This window comes from Arthrobacter sp. PGP41 (assembly GCF_002953935.1).
Classification (GTDB): Bacteria; Actinomycetota; Actinomycetes; order Actinomycetales; family Micrococcaceae; genus Arthrobacter.
This window is the reverse complement of the sequence record NZ_CP026514.1, coordinates 1,958,448-1,971,216: the sequence shown is the minus strand read 5'-3', so window position 1 is coordinate 1,971,216 and position 12,769 is coordinate 1,958,448. Positions and strand designations below refer to the sequence as shown.

9 protein-coding genes are annotated in these 12,769 nt (G+C 60.5%); all 9 read right to left on the bottom strand.

Annotation, left to right across the window (positions count from 1 at the left end; translation table 11 throughout):
- Positions 1-9: 9 nt before the first annotated feature.
- The 9 genes from C3B78_RS08890 to C3B78_RS08845 all read right to left on the bottom strand — a co-directional run bounded on the left by C3B78_RS08890 (position 10) and on the right by C3B78_RS08845 (position 12,766).
- On the bottom strand, positions 10-780 hold the full coding sequence (locus tag C3B78_RS08890; RefSeq protein WP_234005563.1) for an SDR family NAD(P)-dependent oxidoreductase: 771 nt from the start codon (positions 778-780) through the stop codon (positions 10-12).
- Positions 781-800: 20 nt separating this feature from the next.
- Complete coding sequence (locus C3B78_RS08885) at positions 801-2,285, bottom strand: APC family permease (protein WP_104997750.1); 1,485 nt, start codon at positions 2,283-2,285, stop codon at positions 801-803.
- 209 nt (positions 2,286-2,494) lie between these two features.
- Complete coding sequence (locus C3B78_RS08880; protein ID WP_104997749.1) at positions 2,495-3,160, bottom strand: TetR/AcrR family transcriptional regulator; 666 nt, start codon at positions 3,158-3,160, stop codon at positions 2,495-2,497.
- Positions 3,161-3,640: 480 nt separating this feature from the next.
- Positions 3,641-6,574, bottom strand: coding sequence for an FAD-binding and (Fe-S)-binding domain-containing protein (locus C3B78_RS08870; RefSeq protein WP_234005561.1), 2,934 nt, complete (start codon positions 6,572-6,574; stop codon positions 3,641-3,643).
- 125 nt (positions 6,575-6,699) lie between these two features.
- Positions 6,700-7,668, bottom strand: coding sequence for a sugar ABC transporter substrate-binding protein (locus tag C3B78_RS08865; RefSeq protein ID WP_104997746.1), 969 nt, complete (start codon positions 7,666-7,668; stop codon positions 6,700-6,702).
- A 65-nt stretch (positions 7,669-7,733) separates the two neighbouring features.
- The gene (locus tag C3B78_RS08860) at positions 7,734-8,732 is read right to left on the bottom strand and encodes an ABC transporter permease (RefSeq protein ID WP_234005560.1); all 999 of its coding nucleotides are present in this window, start codon (positions 8,730-8,732) and stop codon (positions 7,734-7,736) included.
- Positions 8,729-9,616 (bottom strand): ATP-binding cassette domain-containing protein, encoded by an 888-nt coding sequence (locus C3B78_RS08855; RefSeq protein WP_234005559.1) that lies wholly within the window; start codon positions 9,614-9,616, stop codon positions 8,729-8,731. The genes C3B78_RS08860 and C3B78_RS08855 overlap by 4 nt, the downstream gene beginning before the upstream one ends.
- 641 nt (positions 9,617-10,257) lie before the next feature.
- Entirely contained in the window at positions 10,258-11,265 is a 1,008-nt protein-coding gene (iolG, locus tag C3B78_RS08850; RefSeq protein WP_104997744.1) for an inositol 2-dehydrogenase, read from the bottom strand.
- Between the two features lie 37 nt (positions 11,266-11,302).
- On the bottom strand, positions 11,303-12,766 hold the full coding sequence (locus tag C3B78_RS08845) for an APC family permease (RefSeq protein WP_104997743.1): 1,464 nt from the start codon (positions 12,764-12,766) through the stop codon (positions 11,303-11,305).
- Positions 12,767-12,769: the final 3 nt, after the last annotated feature.

The following is a 12,769-nucleotide window of genomic DNA, read 5'->3' as shown; positions in this document are numbered from 1 at the left end:
TGCTGGGTGCTACTGCGCGGTGAAGGCGCCGTCGATGACAAGTTCGCTTCCGCTCATGTATGACGAGTCGTCCGAGGCGAGGAAGGCGACGGCGGCGCTGATTTCTTCAGGTTGCGCCCACCTTTTGAATGGCAGGTCAGTAGCTGGCGGAAGCGCTCCTGAGGGGGTGTCAGCTATGGCGCGAATCATCGGGGTGTCCGTGTCTCCCGGACATACGGCATTAACCCTGATGCCAGCTCTCGCCAGTTCCAGTGCTGCCGCTTTTGTCATTCCGCGCACCGCCCACTTTGATGCGACGTAGGGGAATAAATCGGCAAACCCGACGAGCGCTGCGGTGGATGCGATGTTGATAATGGATCCGCCGCCTTCCTGCAGCGATGGAATCAAGGCCTGCATTCCCAGGAAGGTGCCAACCTGGTTGATATCGATCACGCGGCGGTAGTCTTCCTCGGATACCTTTTCCAGTGTTTGCAGTGGAGAGATACCTGCATTGTTGACCAGTACATTCGGCGTGCCAAAATGCTGCCGCCCTGCCGATACCACCCTGGCCCAGTCCTGGGCATCCCTAACGTCTCCTCGGAGGAAGATCAGTTTGTCTTCGCCAAATTCATGCACGAGTAGGGGTCCCGCGCCCTCATGCAGGTCGAAAGAGATGACCTTCGCCCCCTCCTGGATCATCCTGCGGGTGTGGCTGACGCCCATGCCGCTGGCTCCTCCGCTGATGACAGCGATCTTGCCGGTGAGACGTTGTGTCATGGTGGTGTCCTTCTTGGTAGTCATGTCCGTAAGCCGGTGACCGCCTACTGGCGGCCGATTTTTTGGTAGACAGCAGGCTTGGCCTTCTGCAACCAGCGGCAGTACACAATGCCGCCCACCCACACCAAGGGAATAAGGATGGTGAAGGCCAAGGAAGCGATGGGTCCCGCCCCGATTAGCGAATCAACGTTGAGGAAGCTGAGCACCAGCACGATGGCGAGGCTGCCCAAGGCCAAGGCCGGGGCAATCGTCGTCTTCCATACCCCGCGACCTGGCACCTTGTGCTGATGGAAGTAAACGAGGACTGCTCCGGAGACCAGGACCAGGAGCGCGACGACGACGATCGCACCCAGGCCGTTCAGGCGGATGTAGACCGTGAAGGCCTCCGTGCCGGCGGGGTCGAAGGCAGTGCCGGCGGCGATGGCTACAACTGCCGCGACTTCGAGCGCGGTGACAATAAGCGAGGCTACAAATGGGGAATGATGCCGGGCGTGTGCCACGCCCAGCGTCCGTGGTAGGACGCCGTCTTTGCCAAGAGAGTAGGCGTACCGGGCTACAGCGTTGTGTTGGGCCAGGAGGCAGGCAAACGTCGAGGAAACCACTAGGACGTTGATGATGCCAGGCACCACACTGCCCACGTAAGAAGCGGCGAGGTCGCCGAACATGGAGGCAACTGCTCCGCCCGCCCGGGCATCAGCCACCCCTTGCGGCCCCAAGGCAGTCAGCATTACCCAAGCCGCCACGAGGTAGAACAGCCCGATAAGGATGACGGCAATGTAGGTCGCCCTGGGAATTGTCTTGTTGGGGTCTTTAGCTTCCTCACGGTAGATCGCCGAGGACTCAAAACCCCCAAAGCACAGCATCGCGAACAACAGCACAAGACCAAAGTTGCCAGTGCTGGCACCGTCCCATGTCAAGGCACCCAGCGGTGGACCAGCAGGGCCTCCGTCGAAAAATACCCGCAGATTGAACACCAGGACGAGGACGACTTCCAGGATCAGGGCCACGCCAAGTGTCTTGGCCGAGAGCTCGATTTTGCGGTACGCAGCTACTCCCGCCAGGAGGGCGCCGAGCAACCCGTAGAGGTACCACGGCAGATCGGGCCCATGGAATGTATCCACTACCAGCGCGCGTCCGTACACGCCAAACGCGGCCCACGTGGAGAGAAGGAGGACCAGGTAGCCCGACATGGCGAGGAAGGCGCCACCCAGCCCGGTCTCTCTGCCCAAGCCGGCAGTGATGTAGGCGTAGAAAGCGCCTGGGCGTTCCACATATCTGGTGACAGCCGTATATCCCACGGAGAACAAGAGCAGGATGACTGTGGCGACCGCCAGTGCAGCGATAATCCCGTTGCCCCCGAAGGCAATCATGGACGGCATCAGTCCCACAACCACCAACAGCGGCGCGGCCCATGCTACGACGGAGAACAGGATGCTTCCAACGCCAAGATGGCCGCGAAGCTGGCTTGAAGGTTCAGTAGTATTGCGCAGGGCCGACTCGTCGCGTTCGGCACTGGTGAAATTACTCATAGTGGATCCCCTTGTCGAATTACTTCAGGTAATCGTGAGGTCGAGACTCCTGCAGGTACATCTTCGGACCTTGCGATGACTGTAGGCTAACGAGCGTTAGTTAGGCAAGAGATTTTCACAATATTTAGCGGCTCCAGCAGCCCCTCGCTGATTCCGGGGCACGCCAAAGCGGCGCTCCTGCACAGAGCGCAATTGTGTGGGCCTAACGGTTAGGTCAAGGCTTGGGTTCTGGTGCCAACTTCAAGAATGGAGCGGCTCAGGGCCACGGCGTGCTGCAGGAGGATTTCAAGTTCCGCGTCGCTGCCGCTCCATGCAGCCCAGCGTCCTGCACCGTCAAGGAGTGTAAAAATCACCCGGGTGGTCTGCCTGGAGAGCGGGAAGCCCATCTCACCGGCGGCAGCCGCATACATGTCCTCGTGCAGCGTCATCCAAGACGCCACTTCCTCGCACACCTCGTCGCTGAGGAAGCGGGCCACCCGGTCAGTTGCAACCAGGAGGTCCCAGAGATCCGCCTCGGGCCGTTGCAACTGCTGGGCGAGGTGGAAACGGACAAGGGCCGCCCAGTACTCCTCCGGCGTCGTGGTGGCTTCGACTGCTATCAGGAGGTCGCGGGCGAACCGGTGGGTAAACCAACGGAGCGACTCGGCAACAATTTCGTCCTTGCCGTGCGGGAAGCTTGAGTACAGGCTGGGCGCCTTCATATCGAGTTCCCGGCCCAACGTCCTCATGGTCACTGAATTGAAGCCATTGGCAGTAGCGAGGCGGAGGAACGCCCCAAGGATCCGTTGCCGGGCGGGTGTCTGAGATGACCAATCGCGGCTGGACAGGAAATCTCTGACAGCAGCGTTGGCCTGCTCGCGGGGCGAATTGTTCACTTCATCCTCACAGGGCTGGTTGATGCCTCCATCATAACTAACGATAGTTAGGTCGGCAGTACTCCCCCGGGCGCAGGCACACCTACTGCCCAATCGAAATCTCGGCGGGTGTTAAGAAGGCGCCGCTATGCGCGGCACAAGGAATCTTGACCAGAGAGGAATCCCCCGATGTCGGATCACTTTCAAATATCGCGCTATGGGTACTCCGCGAGCATCCGTCTCGGCGCTCAATCAATCGTTTCGGTTTTTGGCATGCCCACACGTCCTGCTTATGAGGCCGGCTCATCGTGAGCCGATGTTCATGACGAAGATAAAGAACCCGGACACGGCGATTAGAAAGGCTGCTGGGCCCGACGGCACAAAAAGGATGCCCCGGATGTTGGCCAAGTTTTGCGGTCGACGGGCGGGCCTGCTCAAGTGTGGGCCAATCAAGCCCAACCCGGCCGCTACCAAAATGAGGAAAATTCCGAAGTATTCCACCTACTGTCCCCCGCTGGCATTGTCAGGGTCCAATGCCACGGCGAGGTGCTGGCTCGAGCGCCCGGGGTCTATCTGCGAGACCTGCATGGCGCAACTGAAGCCGTCGGTGAGTACAAGGGCATCAGAGTCGCCTTTTGCGAGAGCCGAGATGACGGAGTGCTCGGCGACTTTCATGGACATGTCAAAGTGCTCCGCCTCGAAGCCAAAGTTGCCGGCGACGCCGCAGCAAGAGGAGGATTCCACGAGGTTCGGAACTCCCCAGGCTTTCAGGACGCGTTTTTGGGCACCTGAACCGAATACGGCGTGCTCGTGGCAGTGGGTTTGCAGCACAGCTGTCTCGGGGGCCAGCGCCGTGGGCTTCCACCCGTGTTCGACGGCTTCGTCAACAGCGACGGAGAACGAGCGGACTCTTGCCGCGACCCTGGCGGCGGCCGCGCCGCCTACCAGCTTTGGACCTTCATCACGGATGGTCGCGGCGCAGCTGGGCTCGAGGACAACGATATCCCGGTCCGTGCCGTCGTCGAATTTGCCTATCAGCCTGGTCAGCCGCTTTCGGGCGCCATCGCGTTGCCCGGTGGAGATCCACGTTAGCCCGCAGCAAGCATCGGGAGTACACCCAACGGAGTTGCCGACGTCGCGGAGCACCCGGGCTGCAGCCGGGACGACCTCGGGCCGGAAGGCGCGCGTAAAACTGTCGATGAACAGAAGGACGTCGGCGTTGGCCGTGAACCCGGCTTCCCGCACCTGTCGCCGGATTCTGCCGGTCGTTGCAAAAGCCGGAAGCCGCCGTCGCGCACTGATGCCCAACCATTCCCCCGCAAGCCGGAAGGGGCGAAATGCTGTCCCCGCGTTGGCCAGGGGTGCCACCCAGGTCAGCAGCGGGAGCCACTGCGGCAGCCAGCCGATGGAGTAGTGAGTGAAGGGCCGGATGCGCCCGCGGTAATGCTCATCGATCAGTTCCGACTTGGCCTCGGCGATGTCCACGCCGGTGGGGCAGTCGGCGGAACAGGCTTTGCAGGAAAGGCAGAGGTCAAGTGCTTCCCGAACTTCCGGGCTTGACCAGCCGTCCTGGCTGCTGCCTTGGGTCCGGGTCAGTTCCTGCAACACCCGGGCCCGGCCGCGGGTTGAATCCTTTTCATCCTTCGTGGCCCGGTAACTGGGACACATGAAGCCGCCAGTGGCGGACCGGCACCGTCCTACACCGATGCATGCGTGGGTGTTCCCGACGAACGGACTCGCCACCGGGAGGAGAGTACGGTCTCCGGAGGTGACAGTAGCGGCAGCCGGGGTTACGGTCAGCTGATCGTGGGTGGGGCCGGGTGCAACTACTCCTTCCAAGGCCAGCGAGGCGGAGAAAGGTTCCGGGTCGACGATGATTCCGGGGTTGAGGACCCCTGCCGGATCCCAGAGGCGTTTGAAGGCCTTGAAGATGCCCATCATTTCCTGGGAGTACATCACCTCAAGTAATTCGCTACGCGCGCGACCGTCACCGTGTTCCCCGGACAGCGAGCCGCCATGGGCCACAACCAGCTTGGCCGCTTCGCGGGTGAAGTCGTTGAATACCCTGCGCCCGGAGTCACTGCGCAGATCGTAATCCAACCGCATATGGACGCACCCTGCACCAAAGTGGCCGTACATAAAGGCCGTATAGCCGTACTTCTTTACCAGTGGGAGCAAGTCAGCCAAGTAGTCAGCAAGCCGCTCCGGTGCAACCGCAGAATCTTCCCAGCCGGGCCACGTTTGCACTCCATCGATCCGTCTCGACGAGAGCCCTGCGCCGTCTTCGCGCACCCTCCACAGCGCGGCCCGCTCCAGGGGTTCCGTGACGATCGAATGGTCAATCACCCGGCCGTCGACGCTGAGCTTATCAACCAGGTCTTCACAGGAGGCGGCCGCCTGTTGAAGGGTGTCATCCGAAAACTCGACCAGGAGAAAGGCCTTGCCGTCCGGCAATGACTCCACGCTGGCCGCTCCCCTGCGGTGCCGCATGATGTCCACGATCGATACGTCAAGGCCCTCGATCGCACTCGGCTTTGCGGCCAGGATGGTCATCACGTCACGCGCGGAATCGATAGTGTTCGCGTAGCCAAGGCACAGCAGCGCGGTGGCCAAGGGCGTTTGCACAAGGCCCAACTTGGCCCGCACAACGATGGCGCACGTACCTTCGCTGCCTGCCAGTGCACTGGCCACGTTGAAACCCTGTTCCGGCAGCAGGTGGCCCACATGGTACCCGGAGACCTGCCGGGGAATGGTTTGCAGCTCCTTCCGGAGGACCGCCAGATGTGCTTTCGCCAGCGCTTGGAGGCCTTCCAGCAGTTCCTTCGCCCGGGCAACAGAATGGACGTCGTTTTCGTCGACGGCGCGAAGGAAATCCCGCCCTGCCCTGAGATACGCGCCGTCGGCCGTGACCAGCTCCACCTCCTGCACGTGATGGGTCATGCGGCCATATGCTACTGAGTGGTTTCCGCAGGCGTCGTTACCGATGGAGCCCCCTACCGTGGCGCGCGTCAGAGAAGAAGGGTCCGGGGCAAATGTCAGCTTGCCTATGGTGGTCTTTTCAACCTGCGCGCGCAGCTCACCAAGGACAACCCCCGCGTCTGTCCAGACCGTCGCCTGGCTGGCATCGAGGGTTTCCACAGTGGTCATGTGGCGGGAAAGGTCGATCACCAAACCGTCGCCTACTGCGTTTCCCGCCATCGAGGTTCCCCCGCCACGAGCGGTGGTCGGTACACCTGCGGCCGAGCATGCCCGCAAAACGTTTCGCACGTCGTCGACGTTCTTTGGGAAGGCGACGGCGGCTGGCCGTACGCGGTAGTTCGATGCGTCATAGGAGTACTCAGAGCGCCTTCGGGAAGAGTCGTCCACTTCGATGCCGTGATCCTTCAACCTGGCGAGCAGCTGCCTCAGTTTCGTGTCACCGTCGTCGTTGGGCATGGTCGAATTCTCCATTCGTAGTGGTCCGCAGGAAGTGTAGGCAGGTGCGGCGTAATCGGGGGTGTGCCAAAACAGAACGGGCACAGCGGATGCATCCGCTGTGCCCGTTGGATTGATGGAACTGCCTACTTCAAGAACTCGGAAAGGTTGTCCTTGGAGATGAGCGTGAACGGCAGCGTGTATCGGTTCTCCACGTTTCCGCCATTAAGGAAGTCAGTGACAACCTCAACTGCCTTGGCACCCTGGCCAGCAGAGTCTTGGCGGACCGTTGCCGACATAGTTCCTGCCTTGATTTCCTGCAGTGCCGGTTCCGTGCCGTCGACACCAACTACCGCCTTGAACTCGGCAGTGCGGCCAGCGTCAGCAATGGCCGAGGCCGCGCCAATGGCCATCTCGTCGTTGTTGGCAACCACGGCATCGATTTGGCCGGCACCAAAGCGCTGAAGAGTATCCTCCATGTTCCGCTTGGCGTCGTCGCGGCTGCCCTTGGCCTGGAACTCCGCAACCACTTTGAAGTTGTCGTTGATCTTGCTGTCAAAGCCACTCTTGCGGCGATCCGTCCACGACGCACCGTAAATTCCGGCGGCGAACACAATGTTGCCGCCTTCAGGAAGCGTCTTGTTCAAGTACTCGGCCTGCATTTCACCGGCCACGGTGTCATCTACACCGATGTAGCTCTTGTATCCAACGTCCGCACCCTCTGCGAATTCTGTGGACAGGATGAACAGCGGGATGTCGGCGGCGAGGACCCGCTTTGCCGCATTTTGGCTGGCTTCGCCGTCCAGGGGCTGCATGATGATGGCGTCGACCTGGCGGGTGAGGAGGTCCTCTACCTGGTTTAGTTCACTTCCGACATCTTTCTTGGAGTCGGTGATGTTCAGCTTGACGCCCTTTCCGTCGGCCGTCTTCTTCATCGCGTCGGTCATGTGGGCCAGGTCCGGGTCCTGCAGGTCAAGCACTACAACGCCAATGTTGTAGGTCTTGTCCGTCCCGCTGCTGTTGCCTGCATTGCTGCTGCCGGCACATCCTGTCAGGGTGAGGGCACCTGCTGCCATCATGGCTAGCGCTGCGGCGATTTTACGTTCCATTCGCATGGTTGTTCCTTTCGGGGGTTTTGACTGTACGCAAGGAGTTTTTTCCTTGTTTTGGGGTGGTTCGGTCAGTCCGACTTCCACCGGTTCAGGAGGACTGCGAGCACCAAAATGATGCCCTGCACGCCTTGCTGGTAGTAGGAGGAGACGCCCAGCAGGTTCATGCCGTTCATCACGACGCCCAACAGGAGGACCCCGATGACGGTTCCACGGATGGTGCCGACGCCGCCGAAGAGGCTCGTCCCACCGATCACGACGGCGGCGATCACCTGAAGCTCGTAGCCGGTACCGGCCACCGGCGCTGCACCATCCAGACGGGCAGTCAGGACAAGGCCACCCAGTGCGGCGGTGACACCGCCGATGAGATAAACAGTGAAAAGTACTCGGCTGGTGGAGATTCCCACTTTCTTGGCCGACTCTTCGTTTCCCCCGACTGCATAGACGTGTGAACCGAACTTGGTACGGCTCAGAACAAACTCACAGATCATTGCGGCCAGCAGAAAGATGATCACCGGGACGGGAATGGGACCGACGAAGCCAGACCCCAGCCATTCCGCAGGGCCGCTCAGGCCGGAAACCACTTGACCATCCGTGATGACCAGGGCCGCTGTGCGGGCTATGGCCATCGTGGCAAGCGTTGCCAGGAAGGGCAAGATGGCGCCCCACACCACCATCGCCGCGCTCAGGAATCCCACGAGCAGGCCAACGCCCAGACCCGCTATCAACGGCAACCAGAACGCCCCACCGCTGGCGGGGGCGAGCAACGCAAACGTCATGCCCGCCAGGCCCACGATGGAGCCGACTGAGAGGTCGATGCCCGCGGTAATCATGATGAACGTCATTCCCAAGGCGATCAGTCCAATGATGGACGACTGCCTGACCACGTTGACCACGTTGTTCAGGGTGAGGAAGTTGGGAGCAGCAAAAGTCAGGAAGGCAATAATCAGTACGAAGAACACGAGGATGCCGTAGTCCCCGACGAAGCGCTTGACCTTGGTGGCGGTCGACCCGCTCTTCAGGTCCGCGGGCCCCAGCTTTGTCTTGAGGTTATCCAATGTCAGGGTCACGAGTCGCTCCCGTTGATCGTCGTTCCGGGTGCTGCCATTGCGTTGACAACGGGCAGGGATGAGGTGGAGCCAATCTTGCGTCGCTCCTCGGGTATGCCGCCACCGTCGTCAACGTAGTCGTCCAACGTGCCGTGGGAAATGAGGTGTGCCACCTGGGACTCGGTGACGTCTCCCACCCGGAAGCGGCCCACCACTTGCCCCTGGCGCATGACGGCGAACCGGTCGGCCACGGCAAAGGCTTCGTCCAGCCGGTGCGTGATGATGATGACGGCTATTCCCAGGTCTTTGAGGCGCTGGGTCACCTCGATGAGCTTGTCCACTTTCGCGACTGAAAGGTTGGCGGTGGGCTCATCCATGATGATCAGCCGGGCATCGAAGGCCAGTGCCCGCCCGATCGCGACCGCTTGTCGCTGGCCCCCGGAGAGCCGCTTGACCTTGAGCCGGGGGTTGATGGGGATGTCCAGGCGTTCAAGCACCCGTTTGGTCTCGACTTCCATTTTCTTGCGGTCGATGATCCGCAGGAAGGGACCGAGGATGTTCTTTTGCGGTTCCCGTCCCAAGAAGATGTTGGTACGGACATCCAGGTTGTCTGCCAAGGCAAAGTCTTGGTACACCATCTCGACCCCCTGGTCACGGGAAGCTGAGGGGGTGGGAAACTCCGTCTTTTTTCCGTCGAGCTCGATGGAACCCCGATCGGGTTGGTAAACGCCCGTGAGTACCTTCATAAGCGTTGATTTGCCGGCAGCGTTGTCGCCAAGCAACGCGAAAGTTTCGCCGGGCTGGACATCGATGCTGACGCCGCGCAAAGCGGACACCGCCCCGAATGTCTTATGTATGTCCTTAAGGGCGACCAGTGGAGGGGTCGCCGGTGGTGCGTCGGTCATCTCATCCTCGTTCGATTGGGCTATGCAAATGAACCGGTGAAACAACTTAAGCGGCGGCGGTCGATCAAATTGTCTTAGTTTGATCCTGCAGTTCAGGGGTAGTTGAAAAGAATCCCTTTATTGCGTGACCCCCACCACACTGTTTCACTTACTTGAACTTTGACGGATTCAAGAATGCGGCATGTGTGCCAATTTGGAACAGCGAAATGAAGCGCCGGAGAATCAGCGTGGATCGTTTCAATTCAGAGCGGTTTCAAGCAGCCACGCTGACCCGGGATTCGGCGGGGACGCCGGCACACTTCCTATTTCAGGCTGTAGCCGAGCTCGTGTGGAGGAGTCGACGCACACCCCCGGGACAATCCACATGACGTCCCTGGGACCTGTCCTCTACGTGTCCGACGAGCGGTACCCCGCCCGGCTTTCGCGAGCAGACCGCGGCCCTTGTCCCTGCCTTCTGACAACCGTATCGTCGACGTGCATTCAGCCGTAACGCCCAGGTCTCCAGAGCCGTGCCGACACCGGCTCACCGCCCCGCCGCTGATTCGGTTGGTTCTGGGTGATCAGCGGGGAAGAGCTTGCCCTGGGCCGGAGATGCTGTTGCGAAACACCGCGGCCCAGGGCAAGCGGCATTGTTGGCTCCTCTAGGTAAGGACCACTTCTATCGCGACCCCAGTCCGGGCGGATTTCTCTGCAGCGTCGGCCAGGATCAGCGCTGCGCGGCCGTCCTCGAAGCCGGGGCTCCGCGAAGGCAGACCGCGTACCGCCCGCAGGAATTCGGCCACCTCCAGGCGGTAGGCTTCCGCGTACCGCTCGAGAAAAAAGTTTTGGTAAGGGCCGATCGCTTCGACCGCTCTGGCTCCCCAGTGCCGAACGAGAGCGTCATTCTTATTGCCCACCTGGAGCAAGCCCGCTGGACCGAAGGCCTCAATGCGCTGATCGTAGCCGTAGGCTGCGTGGCGTGAGTTCACGATGGTCACGAGCTCTTCCTTAGACCCGCGTAGGGTAACCACTGCCGAGTCGAAGTCGCCAGCATTGCGAATGTCCTCGCTGAAGGCGTTCGCGCCGCGCGCCGACACCTCGACAATGTCGGGTATGAAGTACCGCGCCATGTCCAGGTCGTGGATGGTCATGTCCCGAAAAATGCCGCCCGACTGCCTGACATAGGCTGCCGGCGGTTCTCCCGGATCTCGGCTGGTGATGACAAGCTGTTCCAGCGCACCGATCTCGCCAGCTCCCACACGGCGCTTCAGTTCCACGAAGTGCCTGTCGAAGCGCTTGTTGAAACCCAAGGCAATGGGGACATCCGCGGCAGCAGCCTTAGCCCGGATCGCGTCAACGCGGGAAATTTCCAGGTCGATGGGTTTCTCGCACAACACGGGCACACCGGCATCAATGGCTCTCTCCACCAGGTCCACGTGGGTCGCTGTTGGTGAGGCAACAATGACGGCATCGACTTCTCCTGAGGCAAAGACTTCCTCCGGGTCATCGCTTACGCGACCACCGAATTCGGCGGCTGTCTTTTTGGCGCCCTCTACGAACGGGTCACAGACCCAGGCGAGTGTTGCTTCCTCCAAGCTGGCCAAACTCAGCGCGTGGACCTGACCGATGCGTCCGGTCCCGAACAAGCCAATTCTGAGCTGTTGCGTCATTGCAGATCTCCGAACGTGTGTATCTTGAAAGGGAATTTCAATCAGTCTTTTGGCGGCCCAGGCGGGCATAAATGTCCGGGCGCTTGGACCGCAGCAGGAATGCATAAACAATGCCGCCAAAGAACAGGGCAAAGGTGAATGTCATAAAGATCGCGGTCATGATGGCCGAGCCACCGATGAGCTCGGGATAATTGGTGATTGCCAGGTAGGTGATCAGGCCCAGGAACACCACGCTGATCATGGGAGCAACTATGGTCTTCCAGACCGGCTCTGGAGCGAAGCTGCGACGGCGGACGAAGTAGACGAGAACAGCAAAGCTCGTGATGAACATCAAGAGCAGCACTGCAAAGGTTCCACTGCCGCTGGCAATGGGATACAGCATCTCGGGAGCAACTCCCACCACGGTGAAAATCAGTGTAGCCGCGGCCCACAGGATGCCAACTGCCGCTGCCGAAACGTAGGGCGACTTATGGCGGGGGTGGACCCGGCCGAGCGCGGAGGGCAGCGCCCCATCGGCCGCCAGCGAGAAGCTGTACCGGGCGGCGATGTTCTGGATCGAAAGCATCGAAGCCAGGATCGAGGTGATGAGAAGGACCACTGCAATGTCCGCGAAGATCTTGCCCACGAGGACCGTGGCGCCGTCATTGAAGAGGTTCACGGTGTTGGCGGCAGCTTCACCCTGAACTTTCTCTGCCCCAATGAATGTGGTGTAGGCCCAGGCCGCCACGGCGTAGAACAGCCCGATTCCCACTACCGCAATGTAGGTGGCCCGGGGGATGGTGCGGTCCGGATTCTTGACTTCGTCCCGGTAGATCACTGTCGCTTCAAACCCGAAGAAGTTTCCGACGGCGAACAGCAGTGCCAGCCCCAACCCGGCATCCGTAATCCACGGCATAGAGAAGCCGATGCCCTGTACCACCTCTCCGGATCCTGCGGCGAAAGCGGCGACGTCGAAGATGACCACAACTGCCGATTCCAGCAGCATGACGACCGTGAGGACCTTCGCGGAGAGATCAATGCGGTGATAAGCCAGGAGTGTGGTGATACCGATGATGCCAAGCCCATACCAGTACCAAGGAATATCGGGCCCGTTCAACGTGTTCACCACGAAGCTTTGGAGAGTCAAAGCAAAAAGCGAGGGTGCAAAGAAACCAATGAAAACGTATCCGAAGAGGGCCAGCAGCGCACCTCCAAGACCTGCCGGCTTACCCAGACCGGCCGTGACAAACGAGTAGAAGCCGCCCGGCGCGTCAACGCTGCGGCTCATTTTCACGAAGCCCACAGAGAAGATCAGCAGCATGAGCGTCACTAGCAGGTAGATGCCCGGTGCCGTGTGCCCGCTGAAAAGAAGCATCACAGGCAAGGTGCCTGCAACTGTTGTCAGCGGAGAGGAAAAGGCGAGCACGTTCATCACGAGCTCACCCACGCCCATGTTGCCGCTGAGCTTGTGGTCCTGGGTCTGGGTCGGCGTTTTCGTCGTACCTCTTGTTGTGCTTGACATGTA

Excerpts from the sequence above, each read along its gene's own strand:
- C3B78_RS08890 (WP_234005563.1), bottom strand. The coding sequence starts at position 780 with ATGACTACCAAGAAGGACACCACCATGACACAACGTCTCACCGGCAAG.
- C3B78_RS08845 (WP_104997743.1), bottom strand. The coding sequence starts at position 12,766 with ATGTCAAGCACAACAAGAGGTACGACGAAAACGCCGACCCAGACCCAG.
- C3B78_RS08885 (WP_104997750.1), bottom strand. The coding sequence starts at position 2,285 with ATGAGTAATTTCACCAGTGCCGAACGCGACGAGTCGGCCCTGCGCAAT.
- iolG (WP_104997744.1), bottom strand. The coding sequence starts at position 11,265 with ATGACGCAACAGCTCAGAATTGGCTTGTTCGGGACCGGACGCATCGGT.
- C3B78_RS08855 (WP_234005559.1), bottom strand. The coding sequence starts at position 9,616 with ATGACCGACGCACCACCGGCGACCCCTCCACTGGTCGCCCTTAAGGAC.
- C3B78_RS08865 (WP_104997746.1), bottom strand. The coding sequence starts at position 7,668 with ATGCGAATGGAACGTAAAATCGCCGCAGCGCTAGCCATGATGGCAGCA.
- C3B78_RS08870 (WP_234005561.1), bottom strand. The coding sequence starts at position 6,574 with ATGCCCAACGACGACGGTGACACGAAACTGAGGCAGCTGCTCGCCAGG.